This is a genomic window from Treponema rectale, from assembly GCF_014202035.1.
Classification (GTDB): Bacteria; Spirochaetota; Spirochaetia; order Treponematales; family Treponemataceae; genus Treponema_D; species Treponema_D rectale.
In genome coordinates, this window is record NZ_JACHFR010000001.1 from 444252 (window position 1) to 468415 (window position 24164).

Genomic DNA, 24164 nt, shown 5'->3' on the forward strand with positions numbered 1-24164 from the left:
TGGAGAAGTTAAAATGGGAAATCCAAAAGTTCTTAATAATTACGGAAGTTTTGACGTTACTTTTGTAAAAGGGCAGGGCTCTGTTCTTACTGATGTTAATGGTAAGAAATATATCGATTTTCTTGCAGGTATTGCCGTAAACTGTCTGGGACACAATTACAAGCCTCTTGTAAAGGCAGTGGCTGCCCAGGCAAAAAAGCAGATTCATGTATGTAACTATTTTACAAGTGATGTGGGACTTGCCTTTGCAGATGAACTTCTTGCTGCAACAGGTTTTGAAGGTGTGTATTTCGGTAATTCCGGGGCAGAAGCAAATGAAGCAGCCATAAAACTTGCCCGCAAATATGGTCAGCTTAACGGCGGTTCTTCAAGAAAGACAATCGTTACACTGAATAAATCTTTTCATGGAAGAACGCTTGCAACCCTTACTGCTACAGGTCAGGACAGGTTTCATCCTGAGGATTTTGCACCTTACGTACAGGGGTTTAAAACAATAGAGCCTAATGATTATGAAGGGCTTGAAAATGCTTTTGACGAAACTACTGCAGCCCTTTTCTTTGAACCTGTTGAATGTGAGGGCGGAGTTATTCCTGTTGAAAAGGAATGGGCTCAGAAAGCTGCGGAACTTGCTCGTAAGGCTGGAGCTATCGTAATGTGTGATGAAGTTCAGACCGGTATGGGAAGAACTGGTGCCCTTCTTGCCAGTGATGCCCTTGGTATTAATCCGGAGGTTGTAACTCTTGCAAAGGCAATTGCGGGCGGTGTTCCTATGGGCGCATGTCTTTACCGCGGAAATGGAAATGTCTTTAAGGCGGGGGATCATCAGTCTACTTTTGCCGGAAATCCTTTAGCCTGTGCAGCTGGAAGAGTTGTACTTAAAACCCTTACTGCTCCCGGGTTTATGGAAGACGTTCTCAGAAAGGGTGAGTATATCCGTAATACCGTAAAAGGCTGGAATCTTCCGTGTGTAGTTGACGTCAGGGGAAAAGGTCTTGTAATTGGAATACAGGTTAATAAAGATCCTGCCGCAGTTGAAAAGAAATGTCTTGCTGACGGTCTTCTTTTTTCAACAGCTGGTTCTGATGTAGTCCGCCTTGTTCCTCCCCTCAATATTACGATGAAGGAAATTGATGCCGGTCTTGCAATTCTGAAGGCCGGGCTTGAAGCTTAAGTTTTTTAACTTTAATAAAGGCTGTTGAAAAATACACATGGGTCTAGTATTATTTGCTCATGCGTAGAAGATTAGCAGCCTTTTTGATTGTTATGACGGCAGCCTGCGCGGCTGTCGTTTTTTTTATAACAAAACAGTTTTCTAAAGATGATGCTTCATATAGATCCAGCGGTTTCTCTCTCAGTGACGGAAAATCAAAGTCCTCTGTAAAGTCACTTGATTCAGTTTCCTCTGTAGAAGAAACTGCCTTAGTTTCCCTTATTCAGCTTAAAACAGACGAAACGCTTATCGGAGTCGTCAGTATGGATTTTAACGGAGACGGGCTTGAGGATCAGGTAAATGCCGTAAAGTCTTCTTCAAGTCCTTATATTCAGCTTATTGTAGGAATATATAATAAGGCTGTTTCTGAATATGAACGCAAGGCTGTAATTGCTACACCGATAACACAGACAACTTCCTTTACGTATACCGGAATAGATCTTGTAGGAGAACATAAGAACGTTCTTGTTTATCAGGGATTTTCTGAGAATTCTGAAGCAGTCCTTCAGGCATTCATTATTACTGACAGAAGCGTAGGCGGAATAAATGTAAATCAGATTGCCGATTTAAGGGGTGACGGAACCATTTTCATACAGCAGGCGGACCGTTATGAAAACTATGACAGGTCCAATGCAAACGGTGCAAGTTATCCTATATGGGTTTATACTTCGGACAGTGCGCGCCCTGGCAGTATGGATCAGCTTCAGATCTGCTATGACTGGGACAGGGAATCCCGGCAGTATGTTCAGATAAAGACAATAAGGGTTGCAGGAAGCAATATTACCCGTAAGGAACTGGCAAAAATTCAGGATGGCACTGTAGAGACTTTTGCAGGATTTCTTGAGGGCCTCTGGTATAAAAGTGACAGTTCTTCCTTATATTATCTTTATTTTGATTATCTTCAGAAAGAAATTATTTTTGTCCGCTCAGACATAGAGGAAGTGTATAACTGGATTCGCAGCGATCTGCGCAGGAACGGAATTTATCTTTCCAGTGTAAATCAGGAAATTCAGAATCTTCAGAGGCGCATTGATATTTCTTTAAGAAGTGTTGATGAAATTAATATCCGTATTCAGGATGACGTGCGCATGCTTATTTCAGAAAACAATGTCTGGGATGGAGTTTATAAAAAGTTTTCTCAGGACAGAACCTATGATATGAATGTGTCAAAAAAATCCGAAAGCTTCATAAAGATTCTTGAAAGCGTTCCTTCCTGGAGAATGGCAGATGATACTGTTGTCGTGTTTAAGAATGGCTCCTATACTGCAGAAGGTGATATTATAAGTGACAGCGGCTTTTATACAAAAGTTACCCTGAAGGAACAGGATTACATTCAGTTCCGTTCCTCAGGAGCTTCTCCTTTATTTAAGGGAATGTATAAAATAACTTATACAGATTCTTCTAATTCGTCTCTTCTGTTTAAGCCTTACCGTGTGCTTCCGGATTCAGCCTATGCTACAGATGAACGTTCGGTTACCCTCCTGAAAGATTCGGGAGAGTAAAAGAAACTGCATTTTTGCGGGAACTGCTACCGGACAAGACGTATATTGTCAGTAAATACACTTCCGGTTTTTGTTTTACCCATAAGGATTATGCTGAGTTTTCTGACGTTTGTTATTTCCTGAATCTGAGGAATGGAATTTCCCTCAAGATCGGTAAGCTGGTGTTCCAGATCAAAATAGACATTTGTGTTTGTTCCTGTTCCGATTGCAACAGGGGCAGTAACGGCATATTCCACGGGACGCCTTCCGGAATCTATTTTCAGGTAAAGTTGAATTGTCTTTGATGTCGTATTGTTTATGTCAAGGATTATGGCCTTTGCACCTTCCCAGTTTCTGTCACTGAGGGCATCACAGTAATAAACTGCGGTTTCTGTTTTAGGTACTGCCTTGAAATTCCATTTTGCACTGGAAGCGCCTTCTGAATACCATTCTGAACTGAGGTCAGTTTCCATTGAATAACCGTCATCTGTAGAATTCTGCCAGAAGTTACCGTCTTCAAAACTGTCCAGAAGTTCAATTGTACCTTCAGGAACAGGATTGTTGATGGCAATTGCAAAAACTTCATCTTCTGTCTGAATTACATTTCCGTGACTGCCGGATGCACAGGATGCTGCTGCAATTGTTAAACTGAGAACTGCTGCTGTCTTGATTACGTTTTTCATTTTTATAATCCTTATTCGGTTTTTTAGATGGACTTTTAACTTTCCTTCGAATCAGTATACAGTATAAGATTGACTATTTCCAATAGAAACGCTTAAATTTGAACGTATTTGCAAAAAATTGCGGAAGTGATTTTATTGCACTGCTTTAAACTATAATTTCTGGAGTATTGAAATGAAAAAACTTTTACTTTGTGCTGCTCTGGCAGCTGTGATTTCTTCAGCTGTTTCTGCTCAGGTAATGACGGAAAAGGGAATGAAAAATACTGCCTGGACAGGTTTTGGATCTCCTCTGAATGCAGATACCATGTTTCATGGATTTACAGATACTTTTCAGGCAAGATTTGATGTAGCAAGCTTCACTATTGAAGGAATGCTAAACTGGAGTTTTCTTGCAAACTATGATAATGAAGGAGATGTAGATAATTTTGTATTTGGAACTTCAAATGCAAATCCTCTTACCCTTCATTACGGAACCCGCGGAGGAACCGCTTATGCCGGAGACAACAAGGTTTCTGCAGCAGCCCTTCTTTTAGGTTACAATGATCAGGTAAATGTAAGCAATGTCATTCAGGATTCATATTATGTAAACTTTATCTGGCATCCTTCAAAAAATTTTGATTTCGGTGTGGGAACAAAACTTAACTGGAAGGTTGGACCTGCTCCAAGTTACGGCGGCTGGCTTTGGGAAAGTTCCGCACATGTACGTCAGGGAGGATTTTCTACAACTTATGATGACCGCTCCGGATCAAGAGCCCAGACTTCTTCAGAGACTGCAAATTCCTATAAGTATTCTGTTGATGCACCGGGAAGTGCTGATGTTGTAGGTTTCGTTCACTATGCAAACAAATATGCAAAGCGTGCCATGGGTATCCGTTATTTTTATAACGGAGATTTTACATTCCAGCTTGGTGCTGCAATTCCTAACGGATTTAATACAGATGATCCTGCCGTTAACTTTGGAATTGAAATTGCTCCTGTTGACTGGCTCAGCATTTCTGCTGCATATGAAGGGGCTTTTGATGATCACGGAAACTTCTATACCGGAGTTACTTTAGGACATAAAAACTTTATTCTTGAAGGATATTTTGCCGCTGATTCCCTTAATACTGATGAAGATGAGGATCAGGCATACGGAACCGGTGCTGCAATTACTTTTGTAATTCCTAATACAGAAATTTCACTTCGTCCTGAACTTGGCGTAAACTTCTTTGAAAATGATAATTATACTTTTGCATGGTACACTGGAGCCCTTCTTTCTTTAAAGATTAACCGCGATTTTGGTTTGAGCGTATGGGGATCATTTGCAAACGGTTCTGATGACAAGAGATGGGAAGATAATGATGCTACAAAAGACTGGGACGGAGGTCACGTAATAAACGTACGTCCTGCAGTTGACATTGCCTTTGATGCACACACAAGCTTTACTGTTTACCTTAATCTTGAAGAACGCACTGCCTTTGACGGAGTAAGCCGCGGCTGCTGGTCAAGCGGTGTATATGTTACATATCTTTTCTAATCTGAACATATTTGACATAAGAAATTAACCGTGACAAAAAACACAGTGTTTTCAAACACTGTGTTTTTTGTTATATTGACCGTGCACTCAGAAAGGGAACAGTGTGAAATTCACTGGCTCGACGCGGAACGGTAACTGTTTTAAGCAGAAGTCCGAATGCTTTCTGACGGCAGCCTTTTGTATGAAAGGTTATTTTTCTTTATCCCTACGCAACACTCTGGGGAAATGAGGTTATTATGAAAAACGCACTTCGTGCTTTTGGACGCGCATTTTTGTCTGCGCTTGCTCTCTCTTTAGTTTTTGGTTTTGTCAGCTGTAAGACTGATGATGACAGTGAGATTGAAAATGTTTATGTATATGTAACTCCATTACAGTCTGACAGTCTTCTCTATGGAGTAAAGTGGGCTGATTCTGTTAAAAAGTGGAATACATATTCAACTTATGATGCTTATTGTTGTGCTGATTATATTCAGACTTCAAGTTATGGTATGCAGGAATCAACAGTTTACCAGAGGAAAATTTCTGATACAGAAGGATTCCTTTATTACAAGATTACTAATACAAGTAATTTTACATATTCAGATAAAGATGCATCAAGTTATCTTGGAAAATGGTATGGTGTTTACTATAAGAATTTAACATCTTCAAGCGTAACAATGTGTGATGCATATTATGCTGCAGACAGCAGTGACTATTATTGCTTTGATTCTCTTGAAGAAGCTGTTAATGGATTTACTCCGGATTCAGGTTATTTTACTTATCTTACTGATTTCACAAAAGTAACAGAATAATCAGCCAGCTTTGCGTATTTTTTCTCATAAGTCCGCCGTATTTTTCTTTACGGCGGCATTTGTTTTTTATCCTTTTTTTTCTCAGGAAAATTCTGTTTCTGCTTCCGTTTATGCTCAGAGGGGCGTTGAGGAAAATTCCTCCACAGAGGGGGTAGTGGCAAACGACGTGGACGCGCAGGGGGATTCGCAGCGTACCCCCCTTGAAGAAGAAGACATAAATCTGGGACACATTTATACATTTATTGAATCTCCTGAAGTGGAGCAGAGGCAGGTATTTAATTCACAGGACATACAGAAGTCTCATACGGAAAGTCTGGTAGATTTTCTTCAGTCTGAAGGAATGCAGCTTTTAAGTTACGGTCCCTATGGACTTGAAGCAAAACCTCAGATCCGGGGCTTTACTGATGAGACTGTACGGGTTGTAATAGACGGAATCTGCGTAAACAATGCTCAGTACGGAACTTTTGATTTTACTTCAATAGACATCAATGATATTGAGCGGATGGAAATTGTCCGCGGCGGATTTACTGAAGGGGTCAGTGACGAAGGCTCTGTTGCAGGAACAATTTATATTACTACAAAAAAACAGGCCCTGGGTACTTCCGTAACGACTGATTCTTTTGTTAAGAGTTTCTTTAATGAAAAATCCTTTGCCGATACCTTCAGCCAGAGTGCCGGAATTTCCCATCAGTTTTTAGACAGTACTTTTCTTAAGCTTAATCTCCGGGGTACTTATGCTCAGAACAGGTTTCAGTTCAGAAACTATATGAATAAGCTTGTTACAAGAGATAATGCTCTGGTAAAAGATTTTCACGGAGATGCAAAAGTTTCTCATTTTTTTGGAAACGGTTCTTCTTTTACAGGTGGAGTTCTTTTTTATGACGGAATAAAAAACTGTCCCGGAACTTCGACATCTGTTTCTGAAGGCGTGCAGAAAGACTTAAATGCAATGGTAAATTTTTCTCTCGTTAATCCTGCCGTAAAAAATGTTTTCCGGCTTGAAAACAGCGGGGCATGGATTTTTAACCGCAGAAACTATGATGAAAGCAATTCTTCCAGCCTGCATTTAATAAATACGTTCCGGTATGCTTCTTATGCGGAGGCTGATTTTAATGACTTCTATACCCAAAGTGCCGGCCTTACTTTAGATGCAGTTAATCTTGATTCCACTGATGACGGAAAGCATCTTCAGTTTTCTTTTACGGTAAAAGAAACATCTGTGTTCCGTTTTTCAAAACATGTAATTTTTACTCTTCCTCTTGCGGTAAAAACCTGCGGTTCAAATGCTGCCTTCATTCCTAAAGCAGGGGTTAAGATTGCTTCAGAGTATGCTGATTTTATTGTTAATGCATACCGCATGGTGCAGTTTCCTAATATGGACGATCTGTACTGGGAATCTTCCTATGCCCGGGGAAATCCTGATCTTAAGATTGAAGAAGGCTGGGGAGGAGAATTTACCGTTAACTGGAAAAAATTTATTCCTTTAAGTGCATGTTTTTTTACGAATTATTATGAGAATAAAATTCAGTGGGCTTCAAGTGAAGGAATATTGACTCCGCAGAATGTAGCCAGTGCTTTTTACTGCGGTCTTGATTTGAGGACTGAAAAAATTTTCTTTGACGGCATTCTTGAAGTAAAAGCCAGTGGAGAGTACCTGTATTCTGCTCTTCTGGATAAGGACAACGAACTCACATATAAAAAAAGAATTATGTGGACTCCTGACTGGACATGTGCCGTAAGTACTGTCGTTAATTTTTTTGATTTCCGTTTTGCTGCCGAATGGAATTACATAGGAAAAAGATATAAGTCAAATTTGAATGTTTCTTACATGGAGCCTTATTCACTGGTGAATTTAAATCTATCCTATGAGGGATTTGAGCATTTTACAGTTTATTTCAGGGCAGAGAATATTCTTGATACTGAATATGAAGCCGTGGACTCCTATCCAATGCCTGGAATAAGTGCTACCCTTGGACTCAGGACAAAGTGGTAATGAACAGGTGTGTTATAGTTTCAGCAGGCATTATAAACGATTATGCTTTTATCAAAAGCCTGCTGAAGAAGGATGATTTTTTTATATTCTGTGACGGCGGTCTCCGGCATGCAGATTTTCTCGGCGTAAAACCTGATGTTATGACAGGGGATTTTGATTCCGTTTCAGATGAGGATTATAAAAGGTGGTCATCTCAATGCAGGGTTATTTCTCTTCCCAGAGAAAAAGATGATACTGATACTCTTGCTGCTGTAAGGTTTGCTCTCTCTGAAGGATTTGATGATTTCCTTCTGACGGGAGCAATGGGATTTCGCTTTGACCATGCTTTTGCAAATATTGGAGTTCTTCTGTACCTGGATGATCTTCATAAAAAGGCTGTGCTGGCAGATGATTATTCATTGATGGAGATTGCAGGAAAAAATCCAATTTATATAGAAGATAATTATTCTTTTTTTTCCGTACTTACAGTGGATGGGGATGCAGGCGGTGTATGCATAAAAAATGCAAAATATCCTCTTGAAAATGCGGTGCTCAAAAGCAGTTTTCAGATAGGGGTAAGTAATGAAGTTCTTCCCGGAAAGACCGCATCGGTAAGTGCAGGGCAGGGGCGCGTTCTTGTGGTAAAAGTACGGTGATAAAAAATTCTTTACTTGACAAGTGTTACTGTCTTTAGTATCCTTTTGACTATGAATAACACAACGACCCGTCGGGCTCAGTCTAACTTTCTCTCCATGCTGGCTTACTTTTACTTTAGCTTTTATTATTTTCTCGGCATTCAGGAAGGTTTCCTTGCTAAAAGGCGGACTGCATAAAGGCTTGTGCGATTCTTAAAGCAAGAAATTACAGGAACCTTCCTAAAAAGAAGGTTCCTTTTTTTTTATTTGTCTTTGTTTCTAAGGCTGTCATGTAAATTAACGGAGGTGCAAAATGATAGTTATTTTGAAAAGCGGTGTGAGTCAGGACAGGATTGATTCTTTCATCTCGGATGTAAAGGAAAAGAACCTTGACGTACATGTTTCTAAAGGTGTGGATAAAACTGTACTTGGTCTTTTAGGTGATACTTCAAAACTTGATCCGGAAGATTTTCTGGCAAATGAGATTGTAGAAAGTGCAGAGCGCGTTTCTGCTCCTTATAAAATGGCAAGCCGTTCCTTCCATCCTGAAAATACAGTAGTAAAGATTGGCGGAGACGGCAGTACTGCATGTTTTATCGGTGACGGAAAAACAGTTCCGCTTATTGCCGGTCCGTGTTCTGTAGAAAATGAAAAACAGCTTATCGATGCAGCACTGGCCGTAAAAAAAGCCGGTGCCCGTATTCTCCGTGGCGGTGCCTACAAGCCGCGTACTTCTCCGTATTCATTTCAGGGACTGGGACCTGAAGGAATCCGTATTCTTGAAAAGGCAAAAAAAGAAACAGGACTTCCAATCTGTACAGAACTTATGAGTGCTTCGGAACTTAAGTATTTTGAAAACGTAGATTTAATTCAGGTTGGTGCCCGCAATTTTCAGAACTTTGATCTTCTTAAGGAAATCGGAAAATTCGGAAAGCCGGTCCTGCTTAAAAGAGGACTTTCCGGAACTATCCAGGAACTTTTGATGAGTGCTGAATATATTATGGCAAACGGAACTGAACAGGTTATCCTCTGTGAAAGGGGAATCCGTACTTATGACGGATATACAAGAAACTGTCTTGATGTAAGCGCCGTTCCTTATCTGCATAAAGTTTCTCATCTTCCGGTTGTTCTTGATCCAAGTCATGCCTGCGGAATCAGGTGGATGGTTGGAACTCTTGCATGCAGTGCAGTTGCAGCCGGAGCAGACGGTCTTGAAATTGAAGTTCACTGTAATCCTGAAAAAGCCCTGAGTGATGCAAGTCAGCAGCTTCCTCCTGTAATGTTTGAGGAACTTGCCGTAAAACTCAATAAATATGCAGCTGTTGAAGGAAAAACAATATAAATAGTAAACTGTAAAATCATGAAAAACTTAAAAGATCTTACTTACGGTATCGTAGGTCTCGGAATAATGGGCGGCTCTTTTGCAAAGGCCATAAGACAGAATATTCTCAGTCAGAGCGGTTCAAAGGGTAAAATTCTTGTATGCAACAGAAGTACGGCCTGTCTTTCCATGGCTGTTAATGAAGGTATTGCAGATGAGGCTTTTACTCAGGATAAAACTTCTGAACTTTTGAAGAAAAGTGACATTGTCTTTGTCTGCCTTTATCCTCATGCCACTCTTGAATTTCTAAAGAATTATAAAAATGATTTTAAGAGCGGTGCCATCGTAACTGATATTTCCGGAGTAAAGGGAATTTTTGAAAAGTCCCTTCCTGAACTTCTTCGTCCTGATGTTGATTTTATAATCGGTCATCCAATGGCCGGCGGAGAAAAGGAAGGCTATGCCGCAAGTAACGCAAAGTTTTTTGTCAATCATAATTATATTTTCTGCCGTCAGACATTTAACTCGGAAGAAAATTATAATCTGATGAAGACCCTTGTTACCGAACTGGGATTTACAAGGATTACTGAAACAACCTGTGATATTCATGATAACAAAATAGGCTTTACTTCTCAGCTGTGTCATGTTATTGCCAGCGCTCTGGTTCAGAGTGCCCGGGATCCTGAAATTACGGCATTTGGAGGCGGCAGTTTTGAGGACCTTACACGGATTGCAATGATAAACGCTCCTTTATGGACAGAACTTTTTATCAGTAATAAAGAAAAACTCTGTGCCCACATAGACAGTTTTCAGAAAAAAATGGAAGAGTTCAGAACTGCCATAATGGAAGAAGATTCTCAGAAATTAAAAGAAATGCTTGAAGAAACAAGAGAGAAGCGTCTGATGATGGGATCTGTCTGTACTGTAGCAAAATGATATGGCGTGAGGAAATCATGAAAAAGGTTTTGTTTTTTTTATCTTCAGTTTTACTCTGTTTCTCCTGTAAAACACAGGATTCTTCTGAAAAGGAAATTGTTCAGGAGAATACGACTTCAGTTTCTTTTGTCTGCGGAGAATTAAAAGACTGCAATGAAGTTATTTTTAATCCGGACATGGGCTTTTATTCGGTAATTAAGGTTAAGGTAACTCAGACTGGCGTTCAGGATAAAAGTGAAATAATTTCTTCAATAAAAGAAGATTCTAATCCTCTTAAAGGGGATTATCCTGAAAGTGATGAAGCTTTATGGGATTTATCCTATAATCTTCTGCATCTTGAATTTGACATAAGCGATTATTCAAAAGCTGTAAACGGCTCTTCCGACATTATGGAACTTTCTGAAGAGTCATTAAAAGGTGTAAGGGAAATCCTGTCTGCCTTCCGCGGAACAGAAAAGACTGCGGTTGTTCGTTTTGCCTATGATTCAGGTTTTGCCGGTAACAAAAATACTGAACCGGAGGATTTTTCCGTCATTCTTAATCACGTAAAGCAAATTTCTAAAATATACTCAGAATATGAAGATATCATTACGGCAATTGAGTGCGGTATTATCGGCCCATGGGGAGAGATGCATACTTCAAGTTATGCAGTTTCCGTTAAAGAAGGTACTGAGTGGAAACCTGATTATTATATCGTACAGGTCATGCATGAATATCTGGAAGGCTTAAAATCGGCAGACATTCCTTTTCTTGTCCGTCAGCCTAAGTTTATTTATGCATATCTCAATACGTATTGTGATGTTGACTATAATTTTAAGCTGGACAGTAAAAATGAATCGTATCCTGCTGCAATTCCGACATACATTCCTGTAACCGGAAGTGATGAATACAAATTTGGACTTTATAACGACGGATATCTGGGAAGTGAAAGTGATTCCGGAACTTATAAAAGTTCTGACAGAAGTGCAGAAATTGAATTTCTTTCGGGCTTTACGGACCATACCCCGTATGGAGGAGAATTAATCGGAAATTATGGTATCGGGAACGGAGAAAGTGTAAGTGTTGAAAATTTTACCAATGTTCACGCTTCGTTTCTTAACATCGGATGGAATACCTCTTATTTTTATCAGTTTAACAGTCTGAATTATTTCGGAGAAACGCTTTTTCAGTATCTGTACAGGCATTTAGGCTACCGCTATTTATTAAAGGATGCGGTTTTTACTCAAAAGGATGGGCTTAAATCTGTTCAGATGGACTTCACTTTTGAAAACACCGGATTCGCATCCCTTCCTTATCATCGCAAAAAGAACGTACAGCTCTTTTTTATTCCTTCTGAGTCAGCTGTCAGCGGAAATGAAGAACCTTTGAATATATCTTCAGAGCTGTTTACCGGTCAGAAAGTGCTGACTGTAACTGCAGATTTAAGTTCTTTAGACAGCGGAAGCTATGCTGTGTATGTAAAGTTTTCTGATTCAGACGGAACTCATGTCATCCGTCCGGCAAATACAGGCTGGAATTCACAATTAAAGGCTGTTAAAGCCGGAGTCTGTACTTTGAAGGCTTCAGAGACGAATTAGTTTAAATATTCTTTCTGCTGAATTGCATAGTTTTTGCTTTCGTTTTATACTAGGGAGCATTTGTGTTTTTGCATGGCTATGCATGAAGTGCACATAAATTTTATGGAGCTTTTTTATGGAAAAAAAAGATTTTGAAGTATTGGACAAAGTAATAGGCCGTGTGCCTGATTTTCCGAAGCATGGTGTTCTTTTTTATGACATTACGGGAATTCTCCGTCATCCGGAGGCTTTTAAGTATTCCATCGACCGTATGGTAGAGATTTACAAGGATAAGAAAATAGATGCTGTTGCCGGTATTGAGAGCCGCGGTTTTATTTTTGCAGCACCTTTTGCAGAACGCATGGGAATTCCCCTCATCCTTATCAGAAAAAAAGGAAAGCTTCCTGCAAAAACCTATCATTGCAAGTATGACCTTGAGTATGGAAGTGCAGAAATTGAAGTACATTGCGCTGATATTCAGGAGGGACAGAACATTCTTCTGGTAGATGATCTTGTTGCTACCGGAGGAACCCTCAAGGCTGCCATAAATCTTGTGCAGCAGGGAAAAGCCTGTGTTACTGACGTATTCGGTGTAGTAGGGCTTCCGTTCCTTAAATACGAAGAAAAACTCGGTACGGATGTTACAGTTACTACTTTAGTAAACTACGATAACGAGTAGTACTGATACTTAAGTATGAGTCATTGCCGTGCTCGACAGTTTGTCATTGCCGCACTTGATGCGGCAATCTCTTGCATTGTAATTAAATAGATTTTCGGGCAGCTTCCCAAAAGGGGAAGCTGCTTTTTTTGTCATTATGCAATTTTATTGCTTTTTCATTACTTTTGTATTACATTGTAAACATGGAGGCATATATGAGAACGGCAGTAATTCAGACAAGGGTTGATACAGCCTTAAAATATGATGCAGATGCTTTTTTCGAATCCATAGGAATGGATACAACAACGGCAATACGCATTTTTCTTAAGCAGACTTTAATCCAGCACAAAATCCCCTTTGAGATTGTTCAGGACAGCTCATTTTATTCTGAGAAAAATATAAAGGCTCTGGAACATTCAAAACTGCAGATGGAAAACGGACAGCATTCAATCCATGATCTTGTCGAGGTATAAGAATGCACAAGGATTTTTCAGATGATGCCTGGGCAGATTATACCTATTGGATAACGCAGGACAAAAAGACGCTCAAGAAAATAAATCAGCTTCTTGCGGATATTGAGCGAAACGGAAATGATGGAATCGGTCATCCAGAGCCATTGAAAGGCAATTTAACCGGATATTGGTCTAGAAATATAGATGAGAAAAACAGATTAGTTTATAAAATTGAAGATGAACTTATAAAGATTATTCAGTGTAAAAATCATTATGATGATAAATAAAAAGTGACAATCGATTTAAAGAGGGCTTGTCTTATGTACCGATTCTGTCGGTGTCTCGCCTGTTATATGTGTGCCGTCCGGGCTTTCAATTAGCGCAACGAAGTGGAACGGATTTAACAATTCAACTATTTTTCCGAAGGGGATGACCAATAAGTTCAAAAAGTGTCATTTTCGGGTTTGACCCGAAAATCCATTTAATTGCAATACAAGAGATTGCCGCATCAAGTGCGGCAATGACAAACTGTCGAGCACGGCAATGACTCATACTTATTGGACAGCCTCGCAACGATTTTCGGGCAGCTTCCCAAAAGGGGGAGCTGCTTTTTTTATGTGGTAGAAAAACTGACAGTCACTGCGGATTTTTTTTTTATTAATTTTTTTTAATAAAATTGTGTTATAATTCTTTAATGTACATTTTTTTTATTTTTTTAATTAGGAGGAAAAAATGAAAAAATTTATTAAGGCGATGGCTGCAGCTGTTGCTGTAAGTCTTGTTTTTGCCTTTATTTCCTGTGACGGTAACGGGGATGACGGTACAGATCCTGAGGTTTCGGCAAAGACAGATCTGGAACTTGCCTGTGATGCACTTTCTGTTACTGATGAAATTGCAACTGATTCTTTTGTGCTTCCGACCATTTCATCTCAGTATCCTTCAATAACAATAAGCTGGACGTCTTCTGATACTGAACTTATTACAATTGATTCCAACGGTTCTGCTTCTGTAACGCAGAAGGATGCTACTCTTGAAGAACAGTTTGATGTAGTTACACTTACCGCAACCCTTCAGAATGAAGAAGGGGAGATTTTAGAGAAAAAGATTGATGTAAAGGTTTATAGAAATGGTGCAGATCTTCCTGCCTCAAAGATTTTTGAAATTGCCGAAAGCCAGTTCTTAAATCTTGTAAAGGCACCGGGACTTGCCTGGGCTGAATATGATTTTGGAACGAAATTAAGCATCGGATCAAAGAATGTAACTGTAGTAGTTACAACAGAGAATGAAAATGCTGCAAAAATTGACGGAAATGGAAAAATTTCTGTTTACAGGGGACTTACAGACAGAGAAGTAAAATTTACCCTGAACTTTACAATTGATGGAAGCCAGTATGCAAAGACTTATGAGGAAACTCTGATCCTTCCTGCTCTTACAGAACTCAGTATGGATAGAGAGTATGAGGATTCTTATGGAAATACTTCCACTCATTATGTAAGCAGCCTGATTTTTAATCCTAAGGATAAGACTTTTGTGTATCAGTATGATAAGACTGAAAAATATCTTAAGAATGTCAGTGGACATACTGCAGGAGAGGTGAAAGAGAAATCAGACGGTGCAAAGGGAACTTATGTTCTTGATGAAAATGGTGAAACAGTTCGTCTTACTTTTTCTGAGATTTATACCGATGGACATGGCATGATGGAGGAATATCAGTGGGTGACTTCTAAAAAACTTATTGGAATGGTTTCTTCAACATATATCAGTGTATTCAAGATAATGGAAGCGTATGAAACAAATCCTACTATAGAGACTTTCTATGAATATATGAGTTTTATGAATGAAATGCAGGAGGGCAAGGCTCTCAGTGAAGAGGAGTTCTTTACACTTCTTGGAACGACAAAAACCGACTATGAGGCGATGACGGAAGAAAACAAACAGGCTGTGATAAAAAGTGGTCTTTCTAATCTTGCAGAGATGAAAGCACGGGCTGTCAGTATGTATGGTCTTCCGGAAGGTTCTGATTATAAGGATTTGTATGCAGCTCTTGAAGTGCAGACTGCAAAAATGATTGGAATTGACCAGATGTTCCTGAAAGATACTTTGTTCAGTGTTGATTTGGACTATAAGGCTCTGGATAAAAAAGATGATTATGCTTCCCTCGCATGGGCAACTTTTACCGGTATGTATGATTCGTCAAAGCCATGGTATTTGAATTACGGCGAGTATAATAACGGCAGCATAATGTATCAGAAACAGATATACATCAGATATGATCTGGGATGGATATGCTATTTAACTGAAGATTATGACGAAGGCAGCTGGAATGACGACTATACGGAATATAAACAGGATTCAACAGTTCTGACTGTAACTGATAACCATGACGGAACAATCCTGCTTAAAAGGAATGATGATGATCCTGTTACCCTTAGTTTTGACGGAGAACCATTAAACTGATTGTTACCTGTATGATTTTCAAATAATCAGCTGTATAAAGAAGCGGTGTTCTTAAAGAATGCCGCTTCTTTTTTCTGCATTTATGTTGAAAAATGAGTGTCAATTCATTAAAATCGTTTTCTGAAACAAACAGGGGCTGCAATGATTATTCTACGGCCCGCATAGGAGTAAAATATGGCACGTACACATTATATCGCCGGAAACTGGAAGATGAACACAACTAAGGCTGAAGCCGTTAAACTGGCTCAGGATCTTGTTGCAGCCCTCAAAGGAAAAACAAATAAATTCATGATTGGTGTTCCTTTCGTATATCTTGATGCAGTTGCTCAGGTTGTAAAAGGTTCAAACATCCTTCTTGCTGCACAGGACTGTGCTGCTACAGACAACGGAGCTCACACAGGTGAAGTTTCTACAGCAATGCTTAAGGATATCGGATGTCAGGCAGTAATCCTCGGTCACTCAGAACGCCGTCACGAAATCGGTGAATCTGATGAACTTATCAATAAAAAGGTTCGCAAGGCTCTTAATGACGGTCTTGAAGTAGATCTCTGCATCGGTGAACTTTTAAGCGAACGTGAAGCCGGTGAGGCAGAACAGGTTTGTGCATTCCAGCTTTCTGCAGGTCTTGCAGGTGTTACTGAAGAACAGATGAAGAACGTAACTATTGCCTATGAACCTGTTTGGGCTATCGGAACCGGTAAAACTGCAACTCCTGAAGATGCACAGGCAATTCATAAGTTTATCCGCGGATACATCGCTAAACTTTACAATCAGAAAGTAGCTGATGAAGTTATCATTCAGTACGGCGGTTCAATGAAAGCTTCAAATGCTCCTGAACTTCTTGCACAGCCGGATATTGACGGCGGACTTATCGGTGGAGCTTCCCTTAAGGCAGAAACATTCGTACCGATCTGTGAGTGCTAAGTATAGCTCTGAGATTTTATAAAAGGACGGCCGGATGCTGTTTTTTTGAATTACCTCTGCACTGAGCAGGGAATTCAGAAGGCAGACCGGCTGTTTTTTTTTCTGCTGATAATCTTCATTAATATATACTCTCAAAGTTAATTGACTTGTGAAGGATTATTGAGTATTATTTCAGCTACATATAAATAAATTAATTTTTGTCCGTTATGCTACGGATGGGAGAAGAAAATGGATATTGTAAAGGCAATATTGGTTGCAGCATTTGTTATTGTATGTATTCTGCTTGTTCTGCTTGTTCTTATTCAGAATGAAGACAGCAATGGCATGGGAAGTGCTTTTGGCGGCGGACAGAGTACAGCTTTTGGTGCACATGGAGCAAGTGTACTTACAAAGACAACAGGTGTATTGGTTGCATTGTTTTTTGTCATTACAATCGGAATTGCTTTGATTAACGCAAAATTCGGCACAAAGAAGGCTGCTGAAGAACTTGCCGGTTCACAGACTGCAGAAAGTACAGCAACAGAAACTGCAGAAGATTCCGACTGGGATACACTTCTTGGTGATGGTGCAGAAGCTTCTGAAGCTGCAGAAGAAAAGGCTGAAGCTGCTGTTTCTGCTGAGTAAGTAATACGGAGTTTTACAGCATGGTTTTGCAGCAGATTTTTTCAGAAAATACCATTATAATGAATCTTGAGAGCGAATCTAAGGATGAGCTTTTTCATGAAATGGTTCAGAAGATTGTAGATGCATGCCCTGCTGTGGACAGAAAAGCAGCCCTTGAATCTTTGTTTTCAAGAGAAGAAAAAATGACGACGGGCATTGTGTATCAGGTTGCCATTCCTCATGGGGTAATGGATAGCATTGATACTGCCTGTGGTGCCGTTGGTATAAGTAAAAAAGGTATTGAATACGGCTCTCTGGACGGTAATGCCGTTCATTATGTGTTTATGTTTTTGTTCAGTGCAGATGATAATTCCGGACACTTGAAAGCTTTGAAAGAACTTTCCTGTCTGCTTCAGAAGCCTGACTTCACTAGAAAACTTTCAGATGCTTCTTCACCGAAAGAAGTGTTGTCTTTGCTCAGGGATACTGAGTAGAGGAGATTTGTATGGCTGATAATCAGGATGATGTAATTCAGCATCTTCTTAAGATTGAGGACGAAGCTTCCGAGATTGTAAAAGAAGCTCAGGTGGAAGCAGAAAGTATTATTGCTGCTGCCAGAGTTCGTGCAGATTCTGCGTTTAAGGCAGGATTTGAAAAGATTGCAGATTCAATTGAAAAAAATGAAGTTTCCCTCCGGGAGCGTATTGCTTCTTCCCATAAATTAAAAATACAGGAATATCAGGATAGTCTTTCTTCCTTTAATAAAGATACGGATTCTTTTTCCAAACTTATGGATGGTCTTTTAAAGGCATAGAGGTGCAGGTATGGCAATGGACAAAACTGCTGCGCGTTCCTATGTTTACGCAAAATCATGTGCCGTTCTGTCACGTTCATTTATCGGAGAGAATGCGAGAGTATTGTTTAGTGCCCGATCTCTTTCAGATTTATGGTCCCTGGTGTTTAAATCAGAAATTCCAGCCGTACCTCAGGTTTTACTTACAAAAAAACTTCAGTCTGAGGCAGCTTCACGCTTTGTAAAGGAATTCCGTTCCCTTCTTTCCAATTATTCTGAACCGGATCCCCTTCTTGTAAAACTCATACAATCCTTTGAATATGAAAATTTTAAGACCGTAACAGGAGCCTTGTGCTACGGAGAAACTAAGCTTCCTGAACTTACGGATATTTCTCCTTTTGGATTCATAAAATATGGAAAATGGCCTTCTCTAAAAGAAATGACTGAAGAAACTGAATTTTCATGGTATAATACAGTACCTGAACCTCAGAAACTTCATGAGCAGGATTTTAAACTTGACAGTCAGTATTTAAAAACACTGTGGCTGCAGGTAAAAAAATCTTCTTCTGAATGCCGTTCAGACCTGATGAAGCTTATTGGGACAAAAATTCAGATTGATAATGCAGTCTGGGCTTTAAGACTTAGGATTTATTATAAGATGACTGATGAAGAGATTCTTTCTCATCTTGTATACGAGGATGAATCAAAAGGAGAGAAAGATTTTTTTGTCAGGGAAGCTGTTAATGTTTTAAGTTTTGAGCCGGACGATTATGAGCAATGGCGGAAATGGAAGTACAGGGAACTTCTGAATCCTCATGAGGACGGAGTTGTATGGACTGTAGATTCCCGCTGGATAAGTAATGCTTTTAAAGTCAGTTATGCCGGTTCTGCCAGAAAACTGTTTCATAAGCATCCTTTTACTGAATGTCCCCTTGTGTGTCTGTATATATTAAAGCGTCAGGAACTGGATAATATCTGTATGGCGGCAGAAGGTCTCAGGCTTAATGTAAATCCTGAAACGGAGGAAAAAAATGGCTAAGACAACACCTATGCGTCTTCTTGAGCTTATGGTTCTTAAGGATGACATTGATTCTGTTCTTACTTATCTTGGAAAACTGGGTGATTTTCAGTTCCAGCAGGATTTTAATGATTCAGCTGCAGAAGAAAAAAAGCAGAATGCTGATGCAGATATATTTGCAAGACTCCAGAGTGCCCGCAGCTTTCTTAATATAAAGGATCTTGATCATTTTACTGAGGCTGTGAGCCTGCCGACAGAAGAAGACAGGTCTGAGGCTGTAAGGATTTATACTGCGGCAGAAGATCTTCATAACCGTGAGATTGAGTGCGGCGAAAACGTAAAGAGGGTTTCTTCTTCATATAAGGAAGCAGCTTCGTTTTCTAATCTGAAAGTACCATATTCCCAGCTGGAAAGTTTATCCTTTTTGACCCTTAGAATCGGCCGTATCGAAGAGGGTGCTTATGACAGCCTGGCTTCTTCCTTTGGTTCGAATGCAATTCTTACGACTCTGGGAAATGACAAGACAAAAATTCTTGCTGCATCTTCGAAAAAAGGCCGCTTTTTTATGGACAGTGAATTAAAAAAGGCTGGTTTTGTTGAAATAAATCTTCCAAAGGATTTTAAAGGTGTACCGGATGAACTTCTTGGTGCCCTTGAGGGAGAAGTAAATTCCGTAAAAAAAGAACTTGAGGAAATTCAGGAACAGAGAAAAAACTTTGCTGAAACTCATAAAGACATGCTTCTTCACCTTCTGCAGGTTTTTTCAGTTTCCAGTCAGCTTAATTCAGTTAAGAACAAACTGGAATCTACTGATTTTGTATACAGGATTACGGGATGGATTCCGGCATGGGAAAGCCGTACTCTTATTCGTACTTTAGATGATCTTACTAAAGGCAGGGCAGGCATCAGGGAATTCTTGCCTAATGAAGTGCGTTCCGTTCTTGAAGGCAGGGAAAAGGTTCCTGTTCAGCTTAAGCACGGTTCATTAATAAAATCTTTCCAGAGGCTGATTTTCAGCTATGGTTCTCCATTATATGGTACCGTTGATCCTACACCTTTTGTAGCTGTATTCTTTACTGTCCTGTTTGGAATAATGTTCGGTGATGCGGGACAGGGGCTTGTGTTCTTTATTCTCGGCATCCTGATGACCCTTAACAAGATGAAACTTGCCGGATGGGAAAAGTTCGGCAGGATTTTCATATGTATAGGCGTGTCCAGCATGATAATGGGACTTCTTACCGGAGAATTCTTTGCATCTGAAGAAGTGCTCAAACCGTTTAACCGTTTTGTACATTCACTTTTCGGGGTTACGGATTATGAAAAGGCATCTGAACCTATACTCAAGCTTATGCCAAGCGGTACGGATCCGGGCTCAGTATTGAGAATGTTTATTTTCTTCGGCTTTACTATCGCTGTTGGTTTTATAATCAATACCTGCGGTATTATAATAAATATTGTAAATCAGTTTTCACTTCATCATACGGGACGTGCCCTTTTTGGAAAAACCGGTATTACCGGAGCTCTGTTTTTCTGGTATGTAATTATTTTTGCAGTACTTACTGCAGCCGGCATTCATCAGCCTGCGCCCTATGATTTCATAATAATTGCCGTTACATTGTTTTTTACGGCTTTTGGTGAGGTGTTTGAACGGCTTGTGGAAGGAGAGAGACCTGTTTTTGAAAACGGTCTTTTCAGTGCCATTATAGGTGCCGTAGTTGAAGTAATTGAAATTATTTCTTCATATCTTTCAAATACCGTCAGTTTTGTTCGTGTAGGTGCTTTTGCCCTTGCACATGCAGTTCTTGGTTCCATTATTGAAACTATGATGAATCAGGTACCTGCTGCTGCCGGAAAAATCGGAGTTCTTATTGCCGGTAATGCGATTGTTATTGTTCTTGAGGGAATGATTGTAGCAATTCAGGTTGTAAGGCTTCAGTATTATGAATTCTTCAGTAAGTTCTTCAGTGAGACCGGACGGGAATTCAAGCCTTTTGCATTTGTATATAACTGTCAGGGACAGTAATTATAGTGAGGTATATTATGACTAAAAGAATTATCGCTCTTGCTGCTTCTTTTTTAATTATGGGTGCAGCATCACTTTTCGCACAGGAAACTGCAGGTTATGAAGCAGAGGCTCAGGCTGCTGAGACTCAGACTGTTGAACAGACGGAACAGGCTCCTGCTCAGTCAGATTCAGGACTTTCTGGTGCCATTAAGTATATTGCTGCTGCTATTGCAGTTGGATTTGCATGTATCGGTGGTGCAATGGCCGTAGGAAAAATCGGTGCTGCAGCAATGGGTGCCATGAGTGAGAATGCAGAACTTTCAGGAAAAGCTTTGCCGTTTGTTGGTCTTGCAGAAGGTATCTGTCTCTGGGGATTCCTGGTTGCATTGTTCATTATAATAATGTAAACGGAATTTTTTTGTTTTGGAATATTATGTAATCGGAGAACGGGAAATTGTTCTCGGATTCATGCTTGCCGGCGTTAAAGGCTCTGTTGCAGATAACAGGTCTGCAGCTTTAGATGCCTTTAAAGCTGTAACAGATGATTCATCCGCAGAAAAAATAAAGGTTCTCATTCTTACAGAGGATGTGTCTGACATGCTGTCAGAGGAGGTAAAACTCTGGCAGATGAAGAGTAAGGCACCTCTGATTGTTGAAATTCCAGGTCTTCACGGTCATATTCCAGGCAGAAAGTCTCTGTCTGATTCTATCCGTGAGGCTGTTGGCATTCAAATATAGTGGTAAGGCTTATGGAAGAATTACGTTCAACAGAAATTCTTGATAAAGAAATACGTACTGACAGCGGGAAAAAGGCTGAGCTTATAAAGACTAAGGCTCTGGAAGATGCCAGGGCAATTGAAGAAGGCGTTGACTTACGTATTGCAGAAGCAAAGAAAAAAGCAGAAGAAGCATCGGCTCAGCGTATTGAATTGTTTGAAAAAAACACACGAAGCGCTCTTCCTCTGGAAAAGCAGCGTTATCTGGTTTCATATATATATTCTTCAGTTATGGAGGCCATAAACTCCTATTTTGATTCCATCGGTGAAAAAAAACGCATGGATGTAATTAAGTCTATGGCAGAACATGTAAAGCCTGTATGTAAAGGTAAAAAACTGAAGGCTGCTGTTTACGGCATGGCGTTAGAACCGGCAGAAAAAATGCTGAAGGAAGTATTGGGAACTTCTGTTACGGAAGTTTGCGAAGGTTCTGTGTCTGATTTGTATTCAGAAAGTGTCAGCGGCTTTAACAGAAGGGAAGGTATTGTTCTTAAGGCAGAAGATTCTTCCCTTACATGCCGCCTTACTCTTGATCAGAAAGTCAGGGAACTTCTTGAAAAACACAATTATGAATTGTCAGAAACACTTTTTGGCGGAAGGTTACCGGAATGATTAAAGGAAAAATTACTCGTATTTCAGGACCTATAGTTTATGCTGAAGGTCTGGAAGGCTGCGGTCTCTATGATGTAGTTGATGTAGGAGAAAAACGTCTCATCGGTGAAATTATCCGTCAGAAAGAGGGAATGGCAACTATTCAGGTTTATGAAGATGTTACCGGAATGCACATCGGTGAAGAAGTTGTCAGCAACGAGAGGCCTCTTTCCCTCAGACTCGGTCCTGGTCTTGTAGGTACTATTTACGATGGAATTCAAAGACCTTTAAAGGCAATGTATGAGGAATCAGGGGCATTTCTTCTTCCAGGTCAGAGAACTGAACCTATTGATACTGTCAGAAAATGGGAATTTACTGCTGCCGTAGAAAATGGTGCGGCTGTAAAGCCGGGCATGGTTCTCGGTACCGTGCAGGAAACTTCATCCATCCTTCATAAGGTAATGGTTCCTCCCTACATTAAGGGAACTGTCCTTAAGTCTTTTGCCGGAAGCGGAACTTATACAGTTGATGAGGTTATTGCAGAAACGGAACTTGGGGAACAGATAAAGATGAGCCAGTACTGGCCTTTGCGTAAGCCCCGTCCTTTTTCTCAGAAACTTGAGGTAAGCCAGCCGCTTGTAACAGGATTAAGAGTAATTGATGTGTTCTTTCCTTTAAGCAAGGGTGGAACAGCTGCCATACCTGGAGGATTCGGTACCGGAAAAACCATGACCCAGCATGCCATTGCAAAATGGTGTGACGCTGATTTAATCGTATATATCGGCTGCGGGGAACGCGGTAATGAAATGACTGATGTTCTTACGGATTTTCCGAAACTTATAGACCCGAGAACCGGCCGTTCCCTCATGGAAAGAACTATACTTATTGCCAATACATCAAATATGCCTGTCGCAGCCCGTGAAGTTTCCCTTTATTCAGGAATAACTCTTGCTGAATATTATCGTGATATGGGCATGCATGTTGCCATTATGGCCGATTCAACATCAAGATGGGCTGAAGCTCTCCGTGAACTTTCAGGCCGTATGGAAGAAATGCCGGCAGAAGAGGGATTCCCTGCTTATCTTCCAACCCGTCTGGCTGAATTTTATGAAAGGGCAGGCCGCATAACCTCTTTAAACGGACAGGAAGGTTCTGTTTCGGTAATCGGAGCAGTTTCTCCACCGGGAGGTGATTTTTCAGAACCTGTAACTCAGCATACAAAACGCTTCATCCGCTGTTTCTGGGCTTTGGACAGGGAACTGGCAAATGCAAGACACTATCCTGCAATCGGGTGGATAGATTCTTATTCAGAATATGCGGCAGAAATCAGGCAGTGGTGGGACAAATTTGATCCCCGCTGGGCTGATATACGTGTCAGGGCACTGGATCTTTTAAAGAGGGAACAGAGGCTTCAGCAGATTGTACGCCTTATTGGTGCGGATGCGCTTCCTGAGGCAGACCGTCTTGTACTTACAGTATCAGAAATGATAAAGAACGGATTTCTTCAGCAGGATGCCTTTGATAAAGTTGATCAGTTTTCAGTTCCTGAAAAACAGGTTCAGATTCTTCTTCTGATAATGAGTTTTTATGAAAGGGCTGCTGCTTTGATAAAGTCCGGCTGTCCTCTTTTAAGGATAAATGAACTTGCCGTTAAGAATGAAATCATCCGTGCAAAGGGTGTAGTAGAGAATACTCAGCTGGATAAGCTTTCTGTAATTCACAATCATCTTGAATCTCAGATGGGTGAACTTGAGCGTCTTTATCAGCGAGAATCTTAAGGGGTATC

Annotated in this window: 24 protein-coding genes and 1 riboswitch; of the genes, 23 read left to right on the plus strand and 1 reads right to left on the minus strand. The window is 40.2% G+C overall.

Translation table 11 applies throughout. The features are described 5' to 3' along the window. Nucleotides 1-13: 13 nt before the first annotated feature. Together HNP77_RS01860 and HNP77_RS01865 are read left to right on the plus strand one after the other, a co-directional pair. The gene (locus HNP77_RS01860; RefSeq protein ID WP_184651460.1) at nt 14-1171 is read left to right on the plus strand and encodes an aspartate aminotransferase family protein; all 1158 of its coding nucleotides are present in this window, start codon (nt 14-16) and stop codon (nt 1169-1171) included. Between the two features lie 59 nt (nt 1172-1230). Further along, nucleotides 1231-2712: a pallilysin-related adhesin gene (locus HNP77_RS01865; RefSeq protein ID WP_184651461.1), complete on the plus strand. Its 1482-nt coding sequence runs from the start codon at nt 1231-1233 to the stop codon at nt 2710-2712. Between the two features lie 26 nt (nt 2713-2738). Here HNP77_RS01865 and HNP77_RS01870 read toward each other — a convergent pair whose 3' ends face one another. Then, the gene (locus HNP77_RS01870) at nt 2739-3374 is read right to left on the minus strand and encodes a hypothetical protein (protein ID WP_184651462.1); all 636 of its coding nucleotides are present in this window, start codon (nt 3372-3374) and stop codon (nt 2739-2741) included. A gap of 172 nt (nt 3375-3546) precedes the next feature. Here HNP77_RS01870 and HNP77_RS01875 point away from each other — a divergent pair, with 172 nt between their 5' ends. The 21 genes from HNP77_RS01875 (at nt 3547) to HNP77_RS01975 (ending at nt 24156) form a co-directional block, all read left to right on the plus strand. Continuing rightward, nucleotides 3547-4890, plus strand: coding sequence for a hypothetical protein (locus HNP77_RS01875; protein ID WP_184651463.1), 1344 nt, complete (start codon nt 3547-3549; stop codon nt 4888-4890). A 79-nt stretch (nt 4891-4969) separates the two neighbouring features. Continuing rightward, nucleotides 4970-5060: riboswitch (adenosylcobalamin-variant (AdoCbl-variant) riboswitch) on the plus strand. 66 nt (nt 5061-5126) lie between these two features. After that, a complete protein-coding gene (locus HNP77_RS01880; RefSeq protein WP_184651464.1) occupies nt 5127-5681 on the plus strand; it encodes a hypothetical protein in 555 nt (184 codons plus the stop codon). 154 nt (nt 5682-5835) lie between these two features. Next, nucleotides 5836-7674, plus strand: a complete 1839-nt coding sequence (locus tag HNP77_RS01885) for a TonB-dependent receptor domain-containing protein (RefSeq protein ID WP_184651465.1) — start codon at nt 5836-5838, stop codon at nt 7672-7674. Then, nucleotides 7674-8309, plus strand: a complete 636-nt coding sequence (locus tag HNP77_RS01890) for a thiamine diphosphokinase (protein WP_184651466.1) — start codon at nt 7674-7676, stop codon at nt 8307-8309. Before HNP77_RS01885 ends, HNP77_RS01890 begins: the two co-directional genes overlap by 1 nt. Nucleotides 8310-8601: 292 nt before the next feature. Further along, nucleotides 8602-9630, plus strand: a complete 1029-nt coding sequence (gene aroF, locus HNP77_RS01895; RefSeq protein ID WP_184651467.1) for a 3-deoxy-7-phosphoheptulonate synthase — start codon at nt 8602-8604, stop codon at nt 9628-9630. 18 nt (nt 9631-9648) lie between these two features. Then, nucleotides 9649-10545, plus strand: coding sequence for a prephenate dehydrogenase (locus HNP77_RS01900; protein WP_184651468.1), 897 nt, complete (start codon nt 9649-9651; stop codon nt 10543-10545). Between the two features lie 17 nt (nt 10546-10562). Continuing rightward, nucleotides 10563-12122, plus strand: a complete 1560-nt coding sequence (locus HNP77_RS01905; RefSeq protein WP_184651469.1) for a DUF4832 domain-containing protein — start codon at nt 10563-10565, stop codon at nt 12120-12122. Between the two features lie 115 nt (nt 12123-12237). Then, nucleotides 12238-12780 carry an adenine phosphoribosyltransferase gene (locus HNP77_RS01910; RefSeq protein ID WP_184651470.1) on the plus strand — a complete coding sequence of 181 codons (543 nt, stop codon included), beginning with the start codon at nt 12238-12240 and terminating at the stop codon, nt 12778-12780. A 194-nt stretch (nt 12781-12974) separates the two neighbouring features. Beyond that, entirely contained in the window at nt 12975-13232 is a 258-nt protein-coding gene (locus tag HNP77_RS01915; protein ID WP_184651471.1) for a type II toxin-antitoxin system RelB/DinJ family antitoxin, read from the plus strand. 2 nt (nt 13233-13234) lie between these two features. After that, nucleotides 13235-13498 carry a Txe/YoeB family addiction module toxin gene (locus HNP77_RS01920; protein WP_184651472.1) on the plus strand — a complete coding sequence of 88 codons (264 nt, stop codon included), beginning with the start codon at nt 13235-13237 and terminating at the stop codon, nt 13496-13498. 445 nt (nt 13499-13943) lie between these two features. After that, nucleotides 13944-15668: a hypothetical protein gene (locus HNP77_RS01925; RefSeq protein ID WP_184651473.1), complete on the plus strand. Its 1725-nt coding sequence runs from the start codon at nt 13944-13946 to the stop codon at nt 15666-15668. Nucleotides 15669-15842: 174 nt separating this feature from the next. Next, on the plus strand, nt 15843-16592 hold the full coding sequence (tpiA, locus tag HNP77_RS01930) for a triose-phosphate isomerase (RefSeq protein WP_184651474.1): 750 nt from the start codon (nt 15843-15845) through the stop codon (nt 16590-16592). A gap of 228 nt (nt 16593-16820) precedes the next feature. Continuing rightward, nucleotides 16821-17216 (plus strand): preprotein translocase subunit SecG, encoded by a 396-nt coding sequence (gene secG, locus HNP77_RS01935; RefSeq protein WP_184651475.1) that lies wholly within the window; start codon nt 16821-16823, stop codon nt 17214-17216. Between the two features lie 20 nt (nt 17217-17236). Then, complete coding sequence (locus HNP77_RS01940; RefSeq protein WP_184651476.1) at nt 17237-17689, plus strand: PTS sugar transporter subunit IIA; 453 nt, start codon at nt 17237-17239, stop codon at nt 17687-17689. An 11-nt stretch (nt 17690-17700) separates the two neighbouring features. Continuing rightward, nucleotides 17701-18009, plus strand: a complete 309-nt coding sequence (locus tag HNP77_RS01945; protein ID WP_184651477.1) for a hypothetical protein — start codon at nt 17701-17703, stop codon at nt 18007-18009. A gap of 10 nt (nt 18010-18019) precedes the next feature. Continuing rightward, entirely contained in the window at nt 18020-19027 is a 1008-nt protein-coding gene (locus tag HNP77_RS01950) for a V0D/AC39 family V-type ATPase subunit (protein WP_184651478.1), read from the plus strand. Further along, nucleotides 19020-21029 (plus strand): V-type ATP synthase subunit I, encoded by a 2010-nt coding sequence (locus HNP77_RS01955; RefSeq protein ID WP_184651479.1) that lies wholly within the window; start codon nt 19020-19022, stop codon nt 21027-21029. Before HNP77_RS01950 ends, HNP77_RS01955 begins: the two co-directional genes overlap by 8 nt. Before the next feature lie 17 nt (nt 21030-21046). Further along, on the plus strand, nt 21047-21418 hold the full coding sequence (locus HNP77_RS01960; RefSeq protein ID WP_184651480.1) for an ATP synthase subunit C: 372 nt from the start codon (nt 21047-21049) through the stop codon (nt 21416-21418). 16 nt (nt 21419-21434) lie between these two features. Continuing rightward, nucleotides 21435-21749 (plus strand): V-type ATP synthase subunit F, encoded by a 315-nt coding sequence (locus HNP77_RS01965; protein ID WP_184651481.1) that lies wholly within the window; start codon nt 21435-21437, stop codon nt 21747-21749. An 11-nt stretch (nt 21750-21760) separates the two neighbouring features. Then, on the plus strand, nt 21761-22399 hold the full coding sequence (locus HNP77_RS01970) for a hypothetical protein (protein WP_184651482.1): 639 nt from the start codon (nt 21761-21763) through the stop codon (nt 22397-22399). Further along, on the plus strand, nt 22396-24156 hold the full coding sequence (locus tag HNP77_RS01975) for a V-type ATP synthase subunit A (protein WP_184651483.1): 1761 nt from the start codon (nt 22396-22398) through the stop codon (nt 24154-24156). Before HNP77_RS01970 ends, HNP77_RS01975 begins: the two co-directional genes overlap by 4 nt. Nucleotides 24157-24164: the final 8 nt, after the last annotated feature.

What these genes read in the sequence shown, in the direction of transcription:
- HNP77_RS01860 (WP_184651460.1), top strand. Translation starts at nt 14, where the DNA reads ATGGGAAATCCAAAAGTTCTTAATAATTACGGAAGTTTTGACGTTACT.
- HNP77_RS01865 (WP_184651461.1), top strand. Translation starts at nt 1,231, where the DNA reads ATGCGTAGAAGATTAGCAGCCTTTTTGATTGTTATGACGGCAGCCTGC.
- HNP77_RS01870 (WP_184651462.1), bottom strand. Translation starts at nt 3,374, where the DNA reads ATGAAAAACGTAATCAAGACAGCAGCAGTTCTCAGTTTAACAATTGCA.
- HNP77_RS01875 (WP_184651463.1), top strand. Translation starts at nt 3,547, where the DNA reads ATGAAAAAACTTTTACTTTGTGCTGCTCTGGCAGCTGTGATTTCTTCA.
- HNP77_RS01880 (WP_184651464.1), top strand. Translation starts at nt 5,127, where the DNA reads ATGAAAAACGCACTTCGTGCTTTTGGACGCGCATTTTTGTCTGCGCTT.
- HNP77_RS01890 (WP_184651466.1), top strand. Translation starts at nt 7,674, where the DNA reads ATGAACAGGTGTGTTATAGTTTCAGCAGGCATTATAAACGATTATGCT.
- aroF (WP_184651467.1), top strand. Translation starts at nt 8,602, where the DNA reads ATGATAGTTATTTTGAAAAGCGGTGTGAGTCAGGACAGGATTGATTCT.
- HNP77_RS01900 (WP_184651468.1), top strand. Translation starts at nt 9,649, where the DNA reads ATGAAAAACTTAAAAGATCTTACTTACGGTATCGTAGGTCTCGGAATA.
- HNP77_RS01905 (WP_184651469.1), top strand. Translation starts at nt 10,563, where the DNA reads ATGAAAAAGGTTTTGTTTTTTTTATCTTCAGTTTTACTCTGTTTCTCC.
- HNP77_RS01910 (WP_184651470.1), top strand. Translation starts at nt 12,238, where the DNA reads ATGGAAAAAAAAGATTTTGAAGTATTGGACAAAGTAATAGGCCGTGTG.
- HNP77_RS01915 (WP_184651471.1), top strand. Translation starts at nt 12,975, where the DNA reads ATGAGAACGGCAGTAATTCAGACAAGGGTTGATACAGCCTTAAAATAT.
- HNP77_RS01920 (WP_184651472.1), top strand. Translation starts at nt 13,235, where the DNA reads ATGCACAAGGATTTTTCAGATGATGCCTGGGCAGATTATACCTATTGG.
- HNP77_RS01925 (WP_184651473.1), top strand. Translation starts at nt 13,944, where the DNA reads ATGAAAAAATTTATTAAGGCGATGGCTGCAGCTGTTGCTGTAAGTCTT.
- tpiA (WP_184651474.1), top strand. Translation starts at nt 15,843, where the DNA reads ATGGCACGTACACATTATATCGCCGGAAACTGGAAGATGAACACAACT.
- secG (WP_184651475.1), top strand. Translation starts at nt 16,821, where the DNA reads ATGGATATTGTAAAGGCAATATTGGTTGCAGCATTTGTTATTGTATGT.
- HNP77_RS01940 (WP_184651476.1), top strand. Translation starts at nt 17,237, where the DNA reads ATGGTTTTGCAGCAGATTTTTTCAGAAAATACCATTATAATGAATCTT.
- HNP77_RS01945 (WP_184651477.1), top strand. Translation starts at nt 17,701, where the DNA reads ATGGCTGATAATCAGGATGATGTAATTCAGCATCTTCTTAAGATTGAG.
- HNP77_RS01950 (WP_184651478.1), top strand. Translation starts at nt 18,020, where the DNA reads ATGGCAATGGACAAAACTGCTGCGCGTTCCTATGTTTACGCAAAATCA.
- HNP77_RS01955 (WP_184651479.1), top strand. Translation starts at nt 19,020, where the DNA reads ATGGCTAAGACAACACCTATGCGTCTTCTTGAGCTTATGGTTCTTAAG.
- HNP77_RS01960 (WP_184651480.1), top strand. Translation starts at nt 21,047, where the DNA reads ATGACTAAAAGAATTATCGCTCTTGCTGCTTCTTTTTTAATTATGGGT.
- HNP77_RS01970 (WP_184651482.1), top strand. Translation starts at nt 21,761, where the DNA reads ATGGAAGAATTACGTTCAACAGAAATTCTTGATAAAGAAATACGTACT.
- HNP77_RS01975 (WP_184651483.1), top strand. Translation starts at nt 22,396, where the DNA reads ATGATTAAAGGAAAAATTACTCGTATTTCAGGACCTATAGTTTATGCT.